The organism is Methanomassiliicoccus luminyensis B10, from assembly GCF_000308215.1.
Classification (GTDB): domain Archaea; phylum Thermoplasmatota; class Thermoplasmata; order Methanomassiliicoccales; family Methanomassiliicoccaceae; genus Methanomassiliicoccus; species Methanomassiliicoccus luminyensis.
This window is the reverse complement of sequence record NZ_CAJE01000012.1, coordinates 1-22,510: the sequence shown is the minus strand read 5'-3', so window position 1 is coordinate 22,510 and position 22,510 is coordinate 1. Positions and strand designations below refer to the sequence as shown.

Annotated in this window: 17 protein-coding genes; 5 read left to right on the top strand and 12 right to left on the bottom strand. The window is 55.4% G+C overall.

Annotation, left to right across the window (positions count from 1 at the left end; translation table 11 throughout):
* Positions 1–13 precede the first annotated feature (13 nt).
* Genes gmd through WYS_RS14135 form a run of 3 tightly spaced genes read left to right on the top strand, consistent with a single transcriptional unit; the run spans position 14 to position 2,933 of the window.
* Positions 14–1,063, top strand: coding sequence for a GDP-mannose 4,6-dehydratase (gene gmd / locus WYS_RS02910; RefSeq protein WP_019176658.1), 1,050 nt, complete (start codon positions 14–16; stop codon positions 1,061–1,063).
* Positions 1,063–2,004, top strand: coding sequence for a GDP-L-fucose synthase family protein (locus tag WYS_RS02905; RefSeq protein ID WP_019176657.1), 942 nt, complete (start codon positions 1,063–1,065; stop codon positions 2,002–2,004). Before gmd ends, WYS_RS02905 begins: the two co-directional genes overlap by 1 nt.
* A complete protein-coding gene (locus tag WYS_RS14135) occupies positions 2,001–2,933 on the top strand; it encodes a glycosyltransferase (RefSeq protein WP_019176656.1) in 933 nt (310 codons plus the stop codon). Before WYS_RS02905 ends, WYS_RS14135 begins: the two co-directional genes overlap by 4 nt.
* Before the next feature lie 3 nt (positions 2,934–2,936).
* Here the strand turns inward: WYS_RS14135 and WYS_RS14130 are convergent, their stop codons facing one another.
* Positions 2,937–5,411, bottom strand: coding sequence for a sensor histidine kinase (locus tag WYS_RS14130; protein ID WP_019176655.1), 2,475 nt, complete (start codon positions 5,409–5,411; stop codon positions 2,937–2,939).
* A gap of 159 nt (positions 5,412–5,570) precedes the next feature.
* A complete protein-coding gene (locus WYS_RS02890) occupies positions 5,571–7,793 on the bottom strand; it encodes a DUF2206 domain-containing protein (protein WP_162137688.1) in 2,223 nt (740 codons plus the stop codon).
* Positions 7,794–8,155: 362 nt separating this feature from the next.
* On the opposite strand from WYS_RS02890, the gene WYS_RS02875 reads away from it, so the two are divergent.
* Positions 8,156–9,526 carry a right-handed parallel beta-helix repeat-containing protein gene (locus WYS_RS02875; RefSeq protein ID WP_019176653.1) on the top strand — a complete coding sequence of 457 codons (1,371 nt, stop codon included), beginning with the start codon at positions 8,156–8,158 and terminating at the stop codon, positions 9,524–9,526.
* Between the two features lie 35 nt (positions 9,527–9,561).
* On the opposite strand, the gene WYS_RS14125 is transcribed toward WYS_RS02875, so the two are convergent.
* From WYS_RS14125 to WYS_RS02860, 3 genes are all read right to left on the bottom strand, one after another.
* On the bottom strand, positions 9,562–11,364 hold the full coding sequence (locus WYS_RS14125) for a hypothetical protein (protein WP_019176652.1): 1,803 nt from the start codon (positions 11,362–11,364) through the stop codon (positions 9,562–9,564).
* A gap of 7 nt (positions 11,365–11,371) precedes the next feature.
* Entirely contained in the window at positions 11,372–11,515 is a 144-nt protein-coding gene (locus WYS_RS15895; protein WP_155897728.1) for a hypothetical protein, read from the bottom strand.
* A gap of 157 nt (positions 11,516–11,672) precedes the next feature.
* On the bottom strand, positions 11,673–12,428 hold the full coding sequence (locus tag WYS_RS02860; RefSeq protein ID WP_019176650.1) for a class I SAM-dependent methyltransferase: 756 nt from the start codon (positions 12,426–12,428) through the stop codon (positions 11,673–11,675).
* A gap of 365 nt (positions 12,429–12,793) precedes the next feature.
* Here WYS_RS02860 and WYS_RS02855 point away from each other — a divergent pair, with 365 nt between their 5' ends.
* Positions 12,794–14,305, top strand: coding sequence for a flippase (locus WYS_RS02855; RefSeq protein WP_272898441.1), 1,512 nt, complete (start codon positions 12,794–12,796; stop codon positions 14,303–14,305).
* Between the two features lie 20 nt (positions 14,306–14,325).
* On the opposite strand, the gene WYS_RS02850 is transcribed toward WYS_RS02855, so the two are convergent.
* From WYS_RS02850 to WYS_RS14115, 7 genes are all read right to left on the bottom strand, one after another.
* The gene (locus tag WYS_RS02850) at positions 14,326–15,546 is read right to left on the bottom strand and encodes a glycosyltransferase family 4 protein (protein ID WP_162137687.1); all 1,221 of its coding nucleotides are present in this window, start codon (positions 15,544–15,546) and stop codon (positions 14,326–14,328) included.
* A 74-nt stretch (positions 15,547–15,620) separates the two neighbouring features.
* The gene (locus WYS_RS14120; RefSeq protein ID WP_236993922.1) at positions 15,621–16,781 is read right to left on the bottom strand and encodes a glycosyltransferase family 4 protein; all 1,161 of its coding nucleotides are present in this window, start codon (positions 16,779–16,781) and stop codon (positions 15,621–15,623) included.
* A gap of 117 nt (positions 16,782–16,898) precedes the next feature.
* Positions 16,899–18,080 carry a glycosyltransferase family 4 protein gene (locus WYS_RS02840; protein WP_026068739.1) on the bottom strand — a complete coding sequence of 394 codons (1,182 nt, stop codon included), beginning with the start codon at positions 18,078–18,080 and terminating at the stop codon, positions 16,899–16,901.
* An 8-nt stretch (positions 18,081–18,088) separates the two neighbouring features.
* Positions 18,089–19,084, bottom strand: a complete 996-nt coding sequence (locus WYS_RS02835; RefSeq protein ID WP_019176645.1) for an NAD-dependent epimerase/dehydratase family protein — start codon at positions 19,082–19,084, stop codon at positions 18,089–18,091.
* Complete coding sequence (locus WYS_RS02830; RefSeq protein WP_049796232.1) at positions 19,085–20,029, bottom strand: NAD-dependent epimerase/dehydratase family protein; 945 nt, start codon at positions 20,027–20,029, stop codon at positions 19,085–19,087.
* A gap of 259 nt (positions 20,030–20,288) precedes the next feature.
* Positions 20,289–21,176 (bottom strand): glycosyltransferase family 2 protein, encoded by an 888-nt coding sequence (locus tag WYS_RS02825; protein ID WP_162137686.1) that lies wholly within the window; start codon positions 21,174–21,176, stop codon positions 20,289–20,291.
* Between the two features lie 425 nt (positions 21,177–21,601).
* A partial coding sequence (locus WYS_RS14115; protein ID WP_019176642.1) for a DegT/DnrJ/EryC1/StrS family aminotransferase occupies positions 21,602–22,510 on the bottom strand: 909 nt, incomplete at its 5' end.

Sequence of the window (22,510 nt, the reverse complement as noted above, 5' to 3'; positions counted from 1 at the left end):
GTGCGGTGTGTATTTGGTCACCAAGAAGGCCCTCATCACTGGCATCACCGGCCAGGACGGCTCGTACCTCGCGGAGTTCCTGCTATCGAAAGGCTACGAGGTCCATGGCATAATCAGGAGGGCATCCACATTCAATACTTCTCGCATAGACCACATCTACTCAGACCCTCACGAGGAGGGGGTGAGGCTGAAGCTTCACTACGGCGACCTCTCCGACGCCGAGACCATAAACAACATCGTGTACAACGTCCGCCCGGACGAGATATACAATCTGGGCGCTCAGAGCCACGTTCGAGTGTCCTTTGATGTGCCTGAATATACCACCAACGTCGTCGCCACCGGCACCACCAGGCTGCTGGAGTCCATAAGGCGGTCTGGCAACCATATTCGGTTCTACCAGGCCTCCTCCTCGGAGATGTTCGGTTCAGCCTCGCCGCCTCAATCGGAGGGGACGCCGTTCGCCCCGCGCTCGCCGTACGCATGTTCAAAGCTGTACGCTTACTGGCTAACGAAGAACTACCGGGAGGGGTACAATATGTTCGCTTGCAACGGCATATTGTTCAACCATGAGTCGCCGAGGAGGGGCGAGACCTTCGTCACCCGCAAGATCACCCGCGCCGTGGCGGCCATCGCCGCCAAGAAGCAGGAGCACCTGTACCTCGGGAACCTGAAAGCGAGGAGGGACTGGGGCTACGCGCCCGAGTATGTCGAGGTTATGTGGAAGATGCTCCAGCAAGAAAGGGCCGACGACTTCGTCATCGGAACCGGGGAGACCCACTCCGTCGAAGAGTTCGTGGACGAGGTGTTCGACTACGTCGGGCTGAAGAAGGACCGTTACGTCAGGATAGATCCCAAATACTTCCGGCCGACCGAGGTGGAGGTGCTGATCGCCGATCCCTTGAAGTCCAAAGAGGCGCTGGGCTTCGAGCCCCGCATCAAGTTCAGGGAGCTGGCCCACATTATGGTGGACGCGGACATGCGCGCCGCCGGACTAGAGCCAGTAGGGGAGGGGGACCGCATCCTGGAGCAAAGGTTCCCGCGGCGATGGTGGGCGGTGGACTGATGTCGTTCTGGTCCGGCAAGAAGGTGCTGGTGACAGGGGGCGCGGGCTTCCTGGGCTCGTTCTTGGTGGACCAGCTGGTGAACGAGAAGGGCGTGGGACGTTCAGACATCTCCGTCCCGAGGAGCAGGGACCTGGACCTTAGGGTCTGGGAGAACTGCCTGGACGCGGTGGACGGACAGGACATCGTGATCCATCTCGCCGCCAGCGTCGGGGGCATCGGGTTCAACCAAGAGAACCCCGCCACTCTGTTCTACGACAATGCCATCATGGGGATCCAGCTCATAGAGGCGGCCCGGCGGAAGAGCGTGCCCAAGTTCGTGGCCCTGGGGACCATCTGCGCGTACCCCAAGTTCACTCCCGTGCCGTTCAGGGAAGAGGATATCTGGAACGGTTATCCCGAGGAGACCAACGCGCCGTACGGCCTGGCCAAGAAGATGCTGCTGGTGCAGTCCCAATCGTACCGCCAGCAGTACGGTTTCGACTGCATCTACCTCCTGCCGGTGAACTTGTACGGGCCCAGGGACAATTTCGACCCCCGTTCCTCTCATGTCATCCCCGCCCTGATCAAGAAGTTCGTGGAAGCTAAGGAATGCGGAGCTCCGTCGGTGGAGCTGTGGGGGACCGGGTCGGCGACACGCGAGTTCCTGTACGTGGAGGACGCGGCCCGGGGCATCGTGATGGCGGCGGAGAAGTACGACAAGCCCGAGCCAGTGAACCTGGGGGCCGGGTTCGAGATATCCATCAGGGACCTCGCCGCCCTCATCCAGGAGCTGACCGGCTTCCAGGGCGGTATCGTGTGGGACGCCGCCAAGCCGGACGGGCAGCCCAGGAGGATGCTCGACACCTCCCGCGCCTTCGAGGAGTTCGGGTTCAGGGCCGGCACCGACTTCAGGGAAGGCCTGAAGAGGACCATAGGGTGGTATCTGGAGAACCGCAGATGAGCAGGCCGGTCGTTTCCACCCTGACGTCCTGCTACCGCGGCGAGAAGTACCTGCCGCGGTTCCTGCAGAACGCGGCGGAGCAGACCGCCTTCGATCGGCTGGAAGTGGTCATCGACCTCAACGAGCCGACGCCCCGGGAACTGTGCGCTGTCGAGGAGTTCCAGGAGAAGTACCCGGGGCACCTCAGGTACACGGTGCAGGAGAAGGTGGTCCCGTACTCGGTGTCATGGAACAACTGCATCCGCAACTCCACGGGAGACTACCTGGCTATATGGAACCTGGACGACCTGCGGACCCCCGATTCGATCGAGAAGCAGGCGGCGTGCCTCGACGCGCATCCCGACATCGGCCTGGTGCACGGCAAGTACAAGGTGGTGCCAGAGTTCGGCGGGACCGAAGGCAAGTGGAAGGATACGACCACGCTGCCTCGTTCCGAGGCCACCCGGCGGTTCCTGTTCGGACCGTTCTACATGTTCCGGAAGTCGCTGACGGAGAAGGCGGGCTGCCTGGACGAGCAGTTCCGCTCCTCCGCCGACTTCGACCACACCGTCCGACTGGTCATGCACACCGAGTTCACCGCGGTGGACGGCTCCCTCGGCTACTATCTATGGGCCGGGGAGGGGCTGTCCAACCGCCCGGACTCGAGGATTGAGGTGGAGAACTTCGCCATCCGCATGCGCTACGGCATCTACGACAAGCTGTGGTACCACTACCTGGCGAAGGCGTCGGAGTACGACTTCTACAAGATCAGGGACGGCGCCGAGTGGATACCGGTGTCCACCTACGTCCCGGACTACCAGGCGCTGCTGGAGCGCCGCTACAGCCTTTGGTTCGACAAGGGGTACGTTCACCACTTCGCGTTCAAGATGAAGAAGGAGAACTGGGCCGGGGTCAGGGGGATGCTGTCAGGCCTCTTTCGCCGCGAGTGAGCTTCACACTTGCGGACCGCTGAGGCACGGGCCGCTCACCGCCGGCAGCATGACCACGAACCTCGATCCCTTGGCGTGGTCGCCGGACACACGGTCCTCCACCCATACTCTGCCGCCGCAGTCCTCCACCAGCCGCTTGACCAGGTAGAGCCCGAGGCCGGTGCCTCCGGTCCTGGAGCCGCGGAACTTGCGCAGGAACACCTTGCTCTTGTCGGCGTCGGGTATGCCGGGACCGTCGTCCTCCACCACGACCTTGTACATCTCCTGCCCGCCCTCGAACGCTTTGCTCAAAGCGATGTCTATGGTGACGGAGCCGCCGGAGTGCCTGACGGCATTGCCGATGATGTTCGTGAACACGTCCTTGATGAGATCGGTGGCCAGCACGAACCGGCGAAGCTGCGGCCGGTAGTTGATGCGCACGCTGCCGGCCGGCCCCTTCTGGTCCTCCACGATGTCCTCCAGCACCCAGCCGAGGTCGACCAGGGTCCTGGAAAGTTCTCTTGACTCGATCATCTGCAGCTTTCTCACGTTGTCGATGAGCATATTGCTCTCGCCGAGGGACTCGAGCGCCCGTTCGAGGCCGTCCCTGAGTTTCTGGGCATCCTCCTTGGCCATGGCCAGCTGGATGGTGCTCGACGTGACGATATTGAGGTTGCTGATATCGTGCGTCAGCAGGTCGAGGTACAGTTCGGCCCTCTCCTTGGCCTCGACCGCCTCGTGCTCCATCCGCCTCTGCGCGGTGATGTCCAGGGAGACCCCCATCGCCCCTATGCGCTGGCCTGCCTCGTTGCGTATGGGGGACGATGAGTTCAGCACCGTCCCCCGGGAACCGTCCTGTCGAAGGACGTCCACCGCGGCGCCGAGCACCTTCTCGTTGTACTTGAAAGAGCGATAGAGGGGCCAATCCTCCTCGGCGAGCTTGATGCCGGTGTCCGCCCACCGCCCCCGGAGGTTCTTTAGGTCGTTCGGTATCCTCCTGATGTTGGTCGGCCCGCCCCAGATGCGGTCGCGGACCTCGTTCGATTCGATCACTTTCCCGTCGGCGTCGACGATGATGACCCCCACCGGCAGGTTGTTGATGATGGCCCGGAGGCGCTTTCGCTCCTCGTCCGCCTTTATGGCCAGATCTTCTATTCGGACCTTGTCCTTTACGGTCTGGGTGATGTTGGTGGCCGTCAGCAATGCTCGCGGGCCCATCTTGCCGCAGAGCGGCACCATGGACACCAGGAAATGTTCTTTGGCGCCCTGGGGTCCCGTCCGCTGGTGCTCCACGGTACATGGCCGGCGGGCGCGCATGACCTCCTGGTGCATCTTGAGGCCGGCCTCGAACTCATCGGCGGGCAGCAGGTCGCGCATGAGCCGTCCTTCTGGGGAGGCGACGCCGGCAGGGGTCGAGACAGCGGCGCGGTAGGCGGCGTTGCATGCCACCAATCGGGGGTCGCTCGCGGCGTCGATGAGGGCCATGGGGGTCCCGGCGCCTTCCATCATCGCATGCAGCAGCTCCTTCTCGCTGCCGATCTGCTCCAGGAGGACGGCTTTCTCCTCCTCCGACCTCTTGACCTCGAGGTACATCATGGAGTTGCCGAGGGCCACTGCCACGGACGCGGCGAGCCTGCGGCCGAAATCGATCTCCAGGGCCTCGTACGGACGGACCGCCTTGGGGCGGAAGAACAAGAGGGCGCCTTCCAGCTTGCCGAATACCCTGAAGGGGAAGGAGACCAGGGAGCGGATCTCCCGGCGTTCCACGTCCTCGTTGTTCATTTCGGGGAAATCCCTCACATCGTCCATCACCAGCGGCTCGCCGGTGTGCAGGGAGCGGTCCAGGAGGCCGCCGATCCATCGAAAGCGGTAGCCTACGTCCTCTGCCGGGAGGGCGTAAATGTACCGGACCGTCCATGCTCCCCCCTCGCGCAGGACAATGCCCATGGGATCGCCGCCCATGCTGTCCCCGGCGATGTCCGCCACCCTGGACATTATGGATTCGGGGTCCTGGAGCCTGCTTATCTCCTGGTTGATGCGGTTGAGTCCCTCGATGAAGGCCTGCTGGCGCTTCTCCCTGGTGCGGTCGGTAAGGAACACCATGATGGCGGAGGCGTCCTCGCCGCCCCCGAACAGCCGGAAGGCGTCGTACTCGTAGATGCGGGGGGACCCGTTGCGCTGGACCGTCCTCTCGCCGTGGAGAGTGGCCTCTGATGCGATAACGAGATCGACCAGGGCCTCGAAGGCCGCGGCGACGTCCCCTTCCAAGTTGATCTCGCGCCCGGTCCTCCCCTGAAAGGACCCGGGGGGCCGGCCCAGCTCCCTGGCCGCGGACGGGCTCACGTACAGGAAGCGCTTGCTTCGGTCGAAGATGAACACGTACAGATTGGTGCGCCGCAGCCCCTCATCTACGAGGGTCCATATCGGCCCGGGCTCCAGCCCCGGGACGCCCGGCACGCTCGACATCGCGCCCTGACCGTTCATTCCTTCCTCGACCATCGTTTAGCCGGATTGGGGCACGTGCTACTAGAACAGATAACTTTGCCTCGGACGTCGGACCTCCTGACGATCATTCACGATGAAGAGGACCGATCATCATCTAATGCGGCACATGTACCCGATCGCCGGACGCATGAACAATCGTTCCCCCATCCCGGGTCATCCCTTGAAGTACCATGCTTCAGAGAAGGGGTTGGAATATATCTTGGACGATTCATGTTCCATCGCGAGCATTCCGCTATCTTCCCAAGAGACATGGTCGTACTTGATGAGAATCTCACGGTTGTCCAGATTATATTTTCCGAAATAGAACAATGAATTGACATATGTGAGATCCCTGGAGGGCGGGGGAATCATCGGAGCGGTGGTCTCGAAGCTAAAGAACAGCAATCTCCTATACTCGTCGGCCATGACCCATTGGGGTCCATTCGATACGGTCCATTTTACCCCCATCACCTCAGCGGTGGTGAAACGCGGAAAGTCGTGGTCCTCATCGAGGGCAAAGGAGGTGGACTCCGCACCGATGGCCACATGCATCAGACCACTGTTGTATGCCAGAGACAATATTACTATCGCGGAGACTATCTTCAACGAATGGCGGCTCAAAGAGCCCATGGACCTGGAGATTCGGGACAGCATCCCCAGAGCAGCTACCACTCCAAGGACCAGGGACGGCGCCAGGAACAGCAGCGCCAGGTGGAATATTCGAGAAACGTTGAGAGCGGCGGCGAGAGGTGGCACGGCCAGGCACACCGCAAGGACCCCTAGAGCAGCCAAGTTGATCGAGGCGATGGCATGGCTGGCCGCATTTCTTTTCTTCAGGAGGAGGTAAATCCCTACGATGATAGCGACTATGAGTGCAACCTGCACCACATTCCATATCATATCCAACAGAGTACCGGAGCCTGCACTGATCATGCCGATGGTCTCGATGATGCTCCCTGCGAAGATGCCGCCCAGGATATAATCCCCCATTCTGTCAAGGACATCAATGATCGTAAGGAGCGGGGATGAACCAGATGCAAGAGCATACCACAATACCGACAAGGAGATAATCAGCAGGAGGGGCACCAAGGTCAGGTTGAAGGCATTACTGGTGGATCCTTCATCCAGCCGGGGAACGGGGGCCGCTTCGTGCTTTCTGACAGCTCTCCACCAATCGAACAATTTCCCCAGCACATATCCGATCAGCAGAATCGTGATGATGAAGTAGTAGGTGCCGTAGTGGGAAACGACAAGGGAGAACGCAAAGATGACGAACAGCGCTTTCTTCTGAGATATTGCTATCTCGTTATCAACGAGCAGCAACAGCAGCAGGACGACAAAGAGTTCAGCGATCTCCTGGCGAGCGATCTGCGGCAGCTCGGTGAAGAACGTGAACATTGATATCACGAAGAACGATGAAAGGAGGGCCATCTCCTCATTAGTTTGCTTCTTGAACAGGATGTACAGGCCCACCGGCACGAAGGAAAAGATGAATGGATAGACGACTCGGAGCACCACGTCCATGCCCGCACCGCCCAGTATGGAGACGACCGGTCCCAGGATCACGATGCTGAGCATAGAGAATATGTTTCGGAGCCCCTGGGGCATCTCGTCCGTCGGAACGGGGTTCCAGTACGAGGCGTCGATGACGGATGTGGCGGCGTAATACTCCAGATGTATATCCCACCCCCACAGGAAATCAGAAATGAGGGAGGTATGGAGGAGCAGGGATATGCCCATAAGAAAAATGGTCATCGGATACGCTTCCCTCGGTACCTTGCCCATGGCAACAAGCACTACGATAGAGCATATCATCAGTATCGAGACCGCCAGGACGATGTTTGAAGAGAAGGAGTTCTGGACCACCACTCCCAAGAGCGTTACGAGGGGGATCAACGCAAGGAAAAGATGATAGGGACGGAAGCGGAGGAGGGACAGGGGAAGACGGAATGACACGTCACCGTTCTTGAGCGAGGCGGCCACTGCCAAGAAAGTGGTCATGACGACGAAAATGGTCGTCATTGGGACTAGGCTCAATGGGTCGCGTATGCCCACATAGGGGAGGAGGATGTTGGCGCCTACACCAAGAAGCATCACTATGGATATGCTAAGCCCAAGCGCCATTAGGGTCGATTCAGCGAAGCTCTTCAATCGGATGCCCAGTACCTTCAAGGCCAGGAAGCCTGGCACAAATAGGATAAATAGTGTAGCTGTCACCGTACGAACCCAAAATAGCCCAGGGATTAGGCTCGATAGAAACATCGAACCGATGAGGGCAAGTATGGCCACAGCCACCATTAACAGGAGTTTGGCGTTGACCTTAAAACGGCTTAAGTTTTTATGGTCGGGCGTACGCTTTCCCTCCAAAGCCTTGGGCGGCCGAGAGTATGATGTCAACTCACGACACCTTCGTCGGTCCGGTTGGTTTGGCCCTATGGATGTCATTCCGATATTTTACGGTATGTATCAATTCCATCTGAGCCTTTTTATACTCCATCTGCAGTGGAGAGGCGACATATCATCGGATAATATATTTATACAGTAATGTCGAGTGTCATCATTCGCCGCTGGTGCAATTCTTGATTTCAGTTCTGTATTCGAAGTATAATCTCCGATTGATGACCCTCTGCGGGCAGTTCATGCATTCTCGATAATCAACTGCCTCTGAGCTACATGGGCTGTAAGCCCGCTGTCATCTTGCCAACCTTCATGTACTACCTCCTAGAAACTCATTTGAGTTCTTTGCTTGGGTGGGGGAGATGGGGATTAAAGGGGTTTCCAGAACCACTATCGTCCTGAGCGTGGCGCTCAGCGCGATCATAATAGCATCTGCGTTAATATCCGTAGTATACGGGGCTTCACAGGACAGTGGTGCAGATCCCTCCGAACTGTCCTCATCGTACATCATATTCAAGGAAGGCAGCTCCACGGTGGCCAGGAACGGGACCAGCGGAGCGATAGATTTCAGGAGCGACAATTCATCCTTTGTATTCCAGAGAGTGGTGGACCAGGTAAAAAGCACCGGAGGACTGATCCACGTCAAGCCAGGGATATACCTCATGACCGCGCAGGTCAATATAACGAGCCGCTGTGTCATTCAAGGAGAAGGCTACTCCAACATAGATACTGGTACCATCCTTCGCGCGGTGAATAACATTACCATGTTCAATGTCTATTCAATGGGAGAGTGGGGCTTCGGAATGCGGTCCATCATGCTGGACGGTGACAACAAGGGCAACATTGGCATCAAGGTCGATTTCCTGAACCGCGCGAACTTCTACGATGTGATGGTCTACGACTGGAAGGAATGGGGGGTCGTTCTCAGCAACGCTACCGCCCTGAACTTCAATGGGTGCAAGTTCATGAAGAACGGGGCAATCAGCGCTGCCACCGGCGGCGTGCTCCTGGGAGACCCTGGATATGCCTTTGCCATCACCTTCGATTCGTGCCAGTTCGATTGGTGCGGAGTTGGCGCAATCTTAAGGATGGTCACCACGGTCACCTTCCGGAGCTGCATAATCGAGAATTGTCTTTACTCTGGCATCAGGGGCCAGTCTGATGCCTCTGAGGGATGGTGGGCCCAGCAGGTCTACTTCCTGGAGTCGTATTTTGAAGAGAACAATGTCATAGGCAGCTCCCACCGGAGGGACATCTCCATAGAGGGGCCGCACTGCGGATATTGGACCATCTCGAACTGCATATTCATAGGATTCAAGGTCAACCATTCCATAGCCGCAGATTGGATGACCGGTCCGATAAACATCGAGAACCCTCGGATATATGGGTCGCCGATTTACTACATTGCCGAATCGGGCTATCTGCTGGGGGTCGAAGCCCGTGACCTCGACCCGTCGTGCCTGCCCCTCAGGCCCGGCGTCACCGGCCTATCTTCGGAGCTGTTCGGCAATGAGGACCACGGCCATCTCATCATTCCGGCCAACCAGACCATTGCCTACATCAATCATTCCCTGGGCTCCAAGCCGTCCGCGGTTATATTGACCAGCGGAACCGGAGGCGGGGCGGTCAATGCCTGGGTCGATGAGACAGAGACGGACAGGGGCAGGATAGCCGTCTGCCTGCCGAAACCGTCCGAAACGCCGGTCAGCCTGTATTGGGTGGCCTATAGGTAAGACACCACAATCAAAGGAGGCTCCGTGAAGGAACCTTATAATATCTGGCTGCTCGCAGAAGGATATGAGTAGTAGACTATATTGGGGCCCGAATAGATTTTGTTCGCCTCAGCCTCAATCGAGTTCAGAGATTTCTTGGCGTCATAATAATTGTTCTTGTTCACCACCACATAGTCATAATGGTCCCTATCATCGATCCCTCCGATGTTCATATTGGGGTTCTTGCCATAGTAGAACGGGATAGACCAGGTTGAGAAAGAAACACCGTAGGTCCTATTTCGTTCTATATTCTCAATCGACCATTGGCCAGCCATCCCAGTGTCCACGGCGTCGGGGAGGTCGTTCCCATACCAATAGTAGGGGTCGGTCCCTGATGATTTGAAGAAATAAGCTGGCATCTGAGACGCGAGCATCCCTGCCACTATCGCGAAGATGATGGCGATGGTGCAGAGCGTAAGCGCCACTTTCCTCGGATATATCTTCGGGCGGACCAGCCTGAGCACGGTGATCGAGCATATCACTGCGACGATGGGCATGGAAAAGGCCAACAAACGATCCAGGGGCAGGAATATGAGGAACAGCCCCAGAGCGCCAATGACGAAGATCAGCGTCACTATGACCAGCAGCCGCTTGAGGTTCTTGTCTTTGCCGTTGAGGATGAACGGCACGGTAAGTAGGACTATCAGAATGGGAATCCATTTAGAAAAGTTCAGTATGACTGTTAGGAGCGGAGTGGTCACCTGCGGCGCGGTGCTGAGACCAGAGACGGGTTTAAGGTTAATCGTCCAGTTGAGCAGCAGTTCCACCATGTCAGGATTCGTGTAAATCGAAAAGATCAGCACGATAATCGATATCGGGAGCAGGAACCGGACGTCTTTCGACAGGAACCCGAACATGTCCTTCAGCAATGGGATCTTGTTGGCTACCAGCCCGAGCGCTATGAATACCAAGAATACCAGGGCAAGGAAGAGGGTTGAAAAATGATGGGTGAGTATGAACGAGAGGATGAAGAGCGAGGACATGATGATGAACGGAACATCGTACCTTTCTCGGGTCTTGAGAAAACCGTAGAGGATAAATACAAAGAATACCAAGGCAAGGCCTTGGGGATGATATTCGGATTGATAGAATATCACCGTCGAACCCATCGAACCAATCAGGCCGGCCAGGAGTGCCATCCCAAAGTGCCTTGTGAACATATATGCCAATGTAAATAACCCAAGGAAGAACGCCGTCCCCACTATAGGAGAGAAAAAGCGGAAGAAGAACATGGCGTCCAATCCTGTCATCTCCACAAGCTGAGCGGTCAGGATGTGCATCATCGGCCAAGTGAGCTGCATGTCCGCCTGATAGTACCACCAGGACATGTGAGGCTGGATTGTGCCGTATTGCAGGACATTGGTCGCGCAGACATAATGGTAGTAGGGGTCTTCGAGCGGGGGGTAGCCCAGGATGATGTTCGGGATAGCTCTTATCAGAAAGACCATGACCAATGCAGCTGGTAGGAATATTGCCAGCTCGGAGAGCTTGTTGATCTTGAGCGAGCGATGAACGATTAGGGCTATTACTGCCGAAAACAGGAACACCGTGACCAAATCACTAACAAGCGCATTGTCCACTGCGCCAGGGAACTTTGTATGCAGAATCAAGGCGGTAAGGAGTGTATATACAAGAATCGCGGCGACCTTCGATTTTTCATTCACGGCAAGATCAACACCTTGCTTCCAGGCAGGAAACCGACAGGCAATCTGCTTAACGGCATTATCCCCGTCATTTAGGCAAATCCTGTCCCGGTGAGGAACATCGGCAGCAAATATAAGGATGTCGCACGGTGCCATATGAAAATCATCTACTCCCAGCGAGCGTCGCCGCTCGCCTGGCGTTGTACGCAAGGTCCATGAGCGCCGCCTCGTTCTCCTTGCCCCACCGCATCCTTGACCTCACCACGTTGTCCGTGGTCCTCTTTTCGGTCGAATGGGCTGAGCCCACCAGAGGCATGGATACGGTGTGCCATTTAGGACGGCAAGTTGACAGCACTGCAGCCTCTCATGCTGCTGCACCGCGAGCGTTCCGGAGGATACGCCTTACCTTCAGATCTGTTTCGCATCCAAGTCAATGTGCCTTGATCCTCTGACATAAAGAGGCGTCACGGAATTGCTTTGATGTGGTAAACATTCTGGAAGAACCCAGATCTCTTTTTTACAATTTCAAAGGGGCCATCCATCACATTCTCAAGCTTCCTATGATCAAAACCAACGTGTCCATGGTCCCAGCGCTTCTCAACCTCGTCAGTATTGTAGAAGAGGCCAACGGTCAGGAGGTCTTTCAAGGATAGCTCCTCGGAGTCGACATTTAATATTTCAAATCCTATCCGTTGCAATAGGAACGGGATGCCTACCATGACCGGTACCGACAGGACGATGTTGTCCGAGAGCTTCGACAATTCCTGTAGCATCTCTAGTCTGGACGGGTAGGGTCTATCTATCTCACCACAATGTTCGATTACTTCTAGGAGGTAGACGACATCGTGCTTCCCACCGATGTTGGCAACAGACTGTGCCAGGGTCATCCCGGTGTTGCAGAGGACCTCAACATTATCAAGGTGCATCTCCTCGACGACCTTTTTGGCAATAGATACCATAGTTTCATCCGTATCTACGGCTATGACATGGCGGAAGTATTTTGACAGAGTAGGTATAAATGCACCATCACAACAGCCAAAATCAATGACAGTGGCGTTTTGCGGGATATGGGCTGTGAGCTCCAATGCCATGTTAAAATGCCAAAGCTTGATTTTAGAAGCAAAGCCGGGCTTTAGATAGTTATATTCGGCATAAGACCGGTAACCATTGTACCTGAAATTTTCTATGGACACGTTTGCTGGGCTGACAAACTCTCTCATTTCCGAGTTGAATTACCTGGCAATATATATCTCTTCGCGTCCTTCCACATTCATTATCTTTGTTTGACATACCATTACTTGGCAGGTTGTTAGCAGGATCATATCATTCACTGAACTCGTAGCCATCCGTTCCCCGGACAGTGCGCTCGGCGTGTGTTGCCCCCACTCCAGTCACACCTTCCTCCTTTGGCACACCAGGCCCTCCTCCACCGCGGCTATGCGATGTGTTCCCCGACCACATCATGAAGGTATCCAAAACCATTTTCCCAGGCCCTTCACGATGTCTGTTGATGATACACATGGAATGATTATTTGGGGAAGGAGATGGGGGATAATACATATAGTTAATCTCCCCTGAGGAGTCCGTGTTAGGTCGCAAATCATTTTTAATAATGGTGGTCCTGACTCTCAATGCCATCCTTTCCTTCGCTGGCTTGTCGATAATGACACGTTATCTGGGGGCTGAAACTTTTGGCTCATTCTCCTGGGCCATGGCCCTGGTGGTGATTTTCAATACGGTCGCCGACCTTGGTTTTAATACTGCGCACATCAAACGTGTGTCTGAAGGAAAGGACATCGGCGAGTGCATCAGCACTTTTACTCTATGCAAGCTGTCCCTCACGGGTTTGATGGTCCTATTTATGACCATATTCCTCTTATTTACTTCCTCGTACAGGCAATTGGAGGGGGATGGCTTGCTCATGGTCATTCTGTTCATCCTGTACTATGTATTCTATGATGTGGCCAGTATCGCCATTGCTACATTCGATGCAAGACAGGAGACCGCGAGGACCCAAACGTCAAACATGATAGATCCGCTTCTACGCCTGCCCCTCATAGTCATCTTCGCCCTGGGCGGGATGAGCGCCGTGAGCTTCGTGGTGGCATATGTTATCGGCGGATTCGGGTTAATGGTATCTAGCCTTTACCTTCTGTCCAGAGAAAAGATCATTTGGAAGAGGCCGAGGTTGGTGCACCATTACGTGGCCTTCGCAATCCCCTATGCCTTAGTAACGGTTATGGCCACAGTGTCCTCCAACCTGGACAAACTCCTATTGGGGGTATTCTGGACCAACATCGAGGTGGGCTATTATTCGGCGAGTTGGTCCATTGTATTGATGATTAGTGTGATTGGGATTGCCATCTCCTCGCTGGTTTTCCCTACATTCTCAAAGCTCCACACGGAGAATGGTAACGAACAAATACAGACCCTGACCTGGGCCTCCGAACGGTACACATCAATGATTTCAATTCCATTGATAGCAATCTTAGTAGTCTTCTCCGAAGACATCATGGCCTTGTTATTCGGAACGGAGTTCAGAGGCGGCGGGGGATCATTGAGATTCCTGGCCATTGCTATGTTCCTAGAGATCATCAACGTCGCTTATATCGCTCAGATAGGCGCGTTTAATCGTCCTACCGCAGTGGCGAAACTGACGATTATCCAAGTGGTCACCGGTTTCGCCTTTTTCTTGGTTCTTGTTCCTACGCACATAGGTGGGATTGACCTCCTGGCCCTCGGGGATACCGGAGCCGCTATAGCTAGAATATTCGGATGTGCGGCAATTTTCTTTATCGCCCGCCGATTGGCGTTCAACCTAACAGGGACACGGTCGAACCCCCGATTACTTCTGCACTTGGTGGGGGCTTTGCTCACCGGTCTGACGCTGGAGGCCATCTCGGGAGTCTGGAGCATCACCCACTGGTATGACGCGCTGCTCTTGCTAATGGTCAGCTATGCCGTCTTCACGTCCTTGCTGTTCATATTCAGGGAATTGGGGAAAGAGGACATGAGATTCATGATGAGCGTCATGAATCCCCTCGATATGTGGTCATATGTAAAGGGCGAGCTCAAAGGTCGAGAACCGAGGAGCTGAAAATTTCAGCCATCCCCAGATTATATCTTGTTCCTACGGGTGGCGGAAGGTGTCTGAGGATGGCCATCCTCTCGCGAGGACCAAGTCGTATGTATCCATGAGTAAATCGCGTTCGTCTGGTCGGTGGCGTCCTTCCAAGAGAACCTGTCCCTGACATGCGATGGGGTCGTTTCCCCTCTGCTATTTTGCCCATCAATCGCCGATAGAATCGCCTTCCCCAACTCAACGTAATCTTCGGGCGGCACCAGACACACACACTCATCTGCTATCTCGGAAATCGCACCTACATCAGAAGCAACCACTTGTTTGTTGAAGTGCAAGGCTTCAAGTATGGTTCGACCAAAGCCTTCCAGCCGGCTCGGGCACACATATACGTCACAAAGTGCGAATAGGTTATAGAGTGTCGAATCATCGACGAATCCAGTGAACCTTATCCGGTCTTCAATACCAAGAGATCGTGCAATCTCCATCGCGTGTTCCTGACTGCCACTCCCAGCTATGACAATAGCGTAGTCCGTTCTTTCCTTTATATCGCCAATAGCTGAGAGAAGTATGTCGAGACCTTTCCGAGGATCGTCCACCCTGCCTGCAAACAAGACCACTTTTTTCCCATGCAAGTCATATTTATCTCTAATGTTCCCCATTTTCAATTCATTGACTTGTGAATCATCGACGTTTATTGCCTGATATACGACATGTACCTTCCTTTCTTCGATTTTGTATTCCTCAATCACTCTTTTTCGGGTATATTCGCTATTTGCCAGAATAAGATCTGCACAACTTATGCATCTTGACTCGATTAAGGGGATCAGCGGTCCGTTCTCACTTCCAAATCTCTTGATGCGTCCTAGACTCGACAGATTGTTGCCTCGGACTGCATCGTTCACCAAATGATGCATGGTCAGTACTATTGGAGCGTTTGATAGTTTCCTTTTCAGGAACCAATATGCAACACCGTTGATGTGAATTATATCGAATTTTTTTTCGGACTCGTACTTTTTTATATACTTTGGCAACAGCAGCCAGAATTGCAATGCAGGAAATAATTTGGGAAACGGCAATCGGATAGGGACGATGGTTGGTTTTTGACCTTGCTCAACGATTTGCTCCAATCCGATGGATGGGGTGAATACAAATACCTCATTGGCCTCGGCCAAGCCGTCCGCCAACCCTTTGGCATAAAGGCCTGCTCCACCTATCAGGTTGGGAGGGTATTCAATGGTTACGAACGCGATCTTCATAGGGCCTTCGATAGGTTTCACTAGCTTGTCCTGAGTGAAATCGCTCGGGATATGTTCGCACCCATTCATTACGCTCATCCCTTTCCCAATTTCAGATTATATCGGCGTTTATCTAGGGCCTCGCGATATGCCCCATCCACCATTTTGGCTACCAGATCCCCGCGTAGGTTCTCGACGATATATTTCTGACCCCTTGTCACCATTTCTTTGGCCATTTGAGAATCATCGAGGATATCCCCGATCGCGGATGCCAGCGCCTCATCGTCCTCCAGGGGGACGGCCAATCCGCACGATGCCTTTATAATCATCTGCCCGCAGCCGCAGTCACTGGAGACGACGACGGGAGTTCCGCACATGATCGCCTCGAACGGCACCATGCCGAAGATCTCGTAACGTGAGGGATATGCGACGACATCGGCGTCGGCGTAGGCGGATGCCCGCTTGGATGAGGGGATCGGACCGACGAATCGTATGGAACCCCCACACCCCGATGATCTGGCGAGATCCGTTAGCTCCTGTTCCTGCCCATCATCGGGCCCGGCAATGACCAAGTACGCGTTCTTCCTGACCTGCCACAAGCGGGCGAAAGCTTTGATCAGAACGTCGACACCTTTAATCCGATTCAGCCTGCCAAAGAAAAGTATCAGCACGTCATCATGACCGAGCCCGAGATCCTTTCGAAAGCTCCCGCGCTGGGCGGACAGGCGGAAATTTTCCGGCCGAAGGCCGTTCGGAATCACCTTGATGTTTGCCCGGTCCGCGCCGAGCCCCAAATAGTCAGGCACCTCCAGTTCGGAAACGGCCAGGCATGCTCCTGCCCTTTTGATGATCCTCTTGCCCCACACAAGATCGTAAGCCCGCTTCAGAATCCCCTTTCCCGCGATGATGGCGGCGGACCCATGAGCCTGGACCACGAAGGGAACGTTCCATTTCTTGGAGTACCTAAGGACAGCGGTGTTCTGGTATGTGCGGAACTCGTGAAGATGTACTATGTCGAAAGAAGCCAAATTTTCCTTCAGCCATTTCGCCATGGCCGGACTGTATAGGAAAAGACTCAAGTTCGCCACGCAGGGAAATGCGAGGACCTCCACACCCTCCAGGGATCGTGCGTACTCCTCATCGAACTCGAAATCGGTGGTCACCAGTGTGATCTGGTGGCCCCGTTCCCCCAGGGCCTTGATCAGATCGTACGGTACCGTGACCGACCCCCCACGGGTCGGAGTGAAGAATGGCATCACCTGGAGAATCCGCATCTACCTGCCCCTACCTAACTGTGCCGATGAGCATGTTCGGCCAGCATATAAAACCATCCAGGCGTGCCCAGTCGAAGAACACGGATAATCGTGGCGCGGTCAGGAACGGGCTACCTCCTCGAGTATCTCCTCGAAACGCGAGGTTATGTCGGACCAGTCGTTGTTGCTGACGAATGCCTGGGCCTTTTTCCCTTCCACGTGCACCTGCCCATTGCCGACCAGGTCGGCGCACACGGCGACCGCGTCCTTGGACTCGTTCAGGTAAAGGACTCCATTATCCTGGCCGAACTCCTTCATGATGCCGGAAAGGCCGGTGGCCAGTACGGCTTTGCCGGCAGCCATATATTCGTACATCTTGATGGGGACGATGTTCTCCATGATCTTGCTGCGCTTGGCCGGGAGAAGGCATATATCTGCCGCAGCAACGTAATTGGGTACTTCATCGTATGGCTTCCAGCCCTCGAGGATGAGCCTGTCCCCAAGACCCTCATCATCCCTGATCTGGTTAAGCTTGTCCCATAGCTCCCCCTTGCCGAGGACCAGCATCTTGATCCGATCATTGTTCGCCTTCGCTAGTTCTCGGGCCACCTCATCGAGGCCTGAGAAATCATAGAGCCAGCCCATGAAGAAGAGCACCGTATCGTCCTTGGAGAAGCCATACCTCTTCCGGACCTTCTCCCCGTCGGCCTTGCTGAAACGTTCGAGGTCCACCCCAGCCCTGAGGACCTCTGTCTTAGCGGGGTCCGCGCCCATCGCTATCGAGTATTCCTTCAGCCCCTCATTGATGGTGAGCACTTTCGCCGAGCTGGCATTGTTCTTCTTTTCGATCTCCCGGGCGATGGGCTGCAAGAACTCCTCGGGGACGAGGCGGTGGAGCTCGTCGATGATGTAGTAGATGAAAGGGATGCCGTACCTCTTTCCCAGCTTGATCGCCGACCGGGCGTTGACCAGTCCGAACCCGATCATCACGTCCGGTTTGAACTCCTTGATCTGGCGCTTGATCTCCCTGCGGTGGGTGAAGTACAAGCTCATGTAATTGAGTCCGGATATGCGAACGAACCCCGGCCTCACTACGGTCACTCCCCCGTCAACGACCTTATGCTGGTCCAGAAATACCTTTCGATGAGCTATGAGCCCTTCGTCGCGATGCTCCTCCCACCCGATCGGATAGTCGATCACTCGGACCTCGTGGCCCCTCTGGACCAGCCGTTCCATTAGGTGGTGGCTCTGATGGGGGCCTCTTTCGATCCAGTCCGACTCCTGGACTACCAATAGGCGCATGGCGACCCTCAGAACTCCGCGCTCTTCTGGATATCGTCCCAATTGGTTTTGAACCAGCCGTGCACGCTCTTGAGGCCGTCCTCGAAGGAGGTCTGGGGATCATAATCGAGTATGCGGCGGGCCTTGTCGGTGCAGGAGAGCAGCCTGGTCTTGACGTCCCAATTGCGCCTCTCCACGAACTTGATCCCGGCCTTGTTGCCGGCCAGCTCGTTCACCATGCGGGCCATGTCGGCGACCCTGTGCTCCTTCTCCGAGCCGAGGTTTATCGCCTCTCCGATGGCCTTGTCGGCCAGTCCCATCGCGAGAAGGCCGTTGACGATGTCCCCCACATAGGTCCAGTCCCGGGTCTCCGATCCGTCCCCGGTGATGGGGAGGGCCTGGCCGTTCATGGCCCAGTACATGAAGTTGGGGATAACGTTGCGATATTTGCCCGGGACCTCCCCCGGACCGAATACGTTGAAGAACCTGGCATTGACGATGGGGAGTTGGTAAAGGTCGTAGAAATAATTGGTGTACAGCTCGCCGAGCAGCTTGGTTACCTGGTAGGGGGTATGCAGATGGATGGAGATGTCGTGCTCCTTGAACGGCATCTTGGAGTCAAGACCGTAGACCCCACAGCCAGAGGAAGAATAGACGAAACGCTCGACCCCGACCATGTGAGCATGTTCCAGGACCTTGAGGATGCCCATGCCGTTGACCATGAGGTCCTTTTCGGGGTTGTCGACCGAGTTCTGATTGGCAAAGTGGGCGGCGAGATGGTACACGTATTCCGGGCGCTCCTTGAACACCCTGCGCAGCATCTCGTCGTCGAGAATACTGCCCTGCACGAACTGGATGTTCTTTCCCAGAGGGATGTTCCAGTGGTATGCCGAGGACATGTCGTCGAGTATGATCACTTTCTTGGCCCTGAGATCAGAGAGCTTCCTGACCAGATTGCTTCCCACGCAGCCGGCCCCGCCGGTGACCAGGATGGTCTTGCCATCGAATTTTGAGAGATCGATCATTCAGTTCCCCACCCGATAGTACCACTTCATCCATTCCACCGTTCTTTTGATGCCTTCCTCCGGAGCGACCTTGGGGTCGTGCTTCAGGTCCCGGATGGCCTTCGAGCAATCGATCGTCTTGATCTCGGTGGTGAACGGTTCGCCTTCCCGATACGTGACGATGTCGTCGCTCCGCCCGACCGCCTTGAGCACTATGTCAGAGTACTCCTTGATCTCCTTCTCCCATTCAGGGCGTCCGGCGACGTTGTACACCTCGCCGGGAATGAAGTTGTCCGCTATGTTGGCCCAGGTGCGGCAGGAATCCTCCACGAAGTCGATGATGCGCTTGTGGCCTCGGAATACCGTGTACGGCTTATCGTTCAGGGAATGGTAGATGAACTTGGGGATGAAGCCCCGGTAGGGGGTGTAGTGCTCCCCGGGACCGTAGCAGTTGACGGGGCGCACCCTGACGGTCTCCGTGCCGAACATCTTGGCCGAATTCATGCACATCAGCTCACCTGCCCACTTGGTTATGGCATAATCGTTCATCTGGTAAGTGTCGGAGATGGGGTTCTTTTCCATGACGTCCTCGGTCATCCGTCCCTTGTAGTCCCCATAGACCTCAGCGGACGAAAAGAAGACCATGCGGAACTTGAGCCTCTCCTGGAGCCTCAACATGTTCTTGGTACCGATGACGTTGGTCTCCCACAGGTTCTCATAGTGGTCCTCGCCGTTCCAGCGGCCGTATTCGGCGGCGAGATGGTAAACGAGGTCGAACTTGTTCTTCTCTAACACCCTTTCGATCTGCCGAATGGAGCGTACATCCGCCCTCGCATATTGGTCCCTCTCATTGTTGAGAAGGTCGACCGCGAAGACCTCATGCCCGCGGCATCTCAATTCATTCACAAGGTTCGTTCCGATGAAACCGGATCCCCCAGTTACCAAGATCTTCGAAGAATCAACCATAGATTAACCCATCCGGAATTTTTGATATTTAGCACATTGAAATGAGATGTTCGTCCGATTCAAATCCTCACGACAATCTACAACTATGGCCGTCGTCTACCCCACACCTCACGACTGAGTAATATTTTATCGAGTGCAGGAAGTTTGAATATTTATTCTTTCTGACCCCGCAGAGGAGCCACGTTAGCTACTGGTATCACTGATAATCACATTCTTCCCGCCGTTCTGATGGGGTGCAATGGCGCGTGAAGCATCCTGCTCACAGCTTGCTCTTCATGAGCAGCGTGAGCGAGTTCAGAGTCAATGCCGACACGCCACAGAACGCGCCGACTAGGATCAACCCGACAGAGAGGAGCGTTTGCATTAAATAGCCAGTAAGGAGAACGTCCGCCATGGTCAGCAGGCCGAGCGCTAGACCAGCCATCGCCAGAACGACGCCGGGAATCCCGAACATCAACAATGGCCGCTTGTAGCCGATGACCGAGACCATGTTGGAGAGCAGACTCATCCCCATGGACAGGGCGCCCTTCTTGTGCCCGTTGGGCACGTCATAGTTCACCTCGATCGGCACTTCCTTTATGGTGAGGCCTTTGTCAGCGAAATGGATTATCATGTCCGACTCCACGTTGTAGCCGTCGGACATGAAGTCAAGGTTATCCAATGCTCGAGGGCCCAAGGCCCGGAGGCCGGACTGCGAGTCGGTCACGCTGACCTTGGAGCCCGCGTTCGAAAGGGAATTGATGACCTTCTGGCCGAAGATGCGGTAGCGGGGGATGTTCTTCTCCTTGCCCATGAAGCGGGAGCCTATCACCATGTCGGCGTCACCGTTCAATATGGGAACGACCACACCGGAGATGTCCTCGGAACGGTGTTGCCCGTCGCCGTCCAGGGCGACCGCCGCATGGCATCCTATTCTCTTAGCCGCCTTCAAGCCGGTAAGCAAGGCCTTAGCTTTGCCTCCGTTCCTCTGTATTCGGATTACCTGGGCGCCGGCGAGCTCCGCCAGCTTGGCCGTGCCATCCTTAGAGCCGTCGTCGACCACGATGACATGGTCGGCATACTGCAGAGCTCCGAGGACGACGCTGCCTATGGCGACCTCTTCATTGTATGCAGGTATGACCGCCACGATCTCTGGAACGGACCTCAAGTCTGTGCCAGTAAAAAACCGATCTTCGAAACGGCTACTTCCATCGGTCAGGCCGGAATCGCCGGCGATCATGTCCATCGCTGGTATCGACATCCCTTCCCCATCGCCAGGAGATAATCCTATAATCCAAGCTGAATCCGACTAATGCCTATTGACTATATAAAATAAATGCGTGCATTAATCCAATGATGCCTGGCCAGTGAGATGAGCGGCTCAGCACAGTTCCCAGCTCCGTCGTTGACCGCCGGCCCCATCTTTCCCGAACAGTCCTCCTTTCGGGGCGAATCGGCTTGAACCTCTCTCAATTATGGCCCGACCATTCGATATCCCTGTAATACTGCCTCGGCCAAATGTTGTTTCTCGCCAATTGCTCTCTTGATTTCAATCATGGCAATTGGCGAGCTATAATGTTTGGTCCAGGCCTTTTAGTTGCCCCCATAGTGATCGATGATGCAAGAGCTCACCGTGTCCACCTGCTCATCGGTCAGCCCGGGGAACATGGGGATCGATAGCATCCGATTCGCCAGGTCCTCGGCTATCGGATACTTGCCCTGCTTGGGACCGTATGTCTCACGGTATATCGGCTGCATGTGGATCGGTATCGGGTAGTGTATCGCGTTATCTATCCCCTCAGCATCCAGATGCTTGGCCAGGTCATTGCGGTCCTGGCAAAGTATGGTGAACAGATGGTATACCGATCTTGAATCCTTGCCGTCCATGGGGGCCAGGGTTATCTGCTCGACATCATTCAACTTTGAGAGATAACGTCGGGCTATCTCCCTGCGCCTTTCGTTCCACTCGTCCAGATGCTTCAGCTGCACTCTGCCGAAAGCGGCGTTGGCCGTGTTCAATCTGGAAGTGAAGCCGAACACGTCATGCTCGTACCGAGATACTCGTCCGCAATCACGGAACTTTCGAATATCGTCAGCGACACGTTTGTCGTTGGTCGTGACCATGCCGCCGTCCCCGCCCACCGTCATGTTCTTGGTCGGGTAGAAGGAGAAGCATCCGGCATCGCCGAGAGAGCCGACCTTCCGGCCGTGGAGCTCGGCGCCGTGGGCTTGAGCGGCATCCTCGATAATCCTTGCATCGTTGCCTACCCTGTCGCGGATCTCATCGATCTTGGCAGGCCGCCCGAAAAGATGGACCGGCAGCACTGCCTTCGTTCCATTGTCCAGATTTGCTCCGAGCCCCCGGGGATCGATGTTGTAATCAATGGCCGACACGTCCACGAAGTCCGGAATCCCGCCCGCATGCACGATGGATGTGCCGGTTGCAACGAATGAGAACGGAGTGGTGAGAACATTCTTTTTCTTGACGTCAAGCGCGATCAT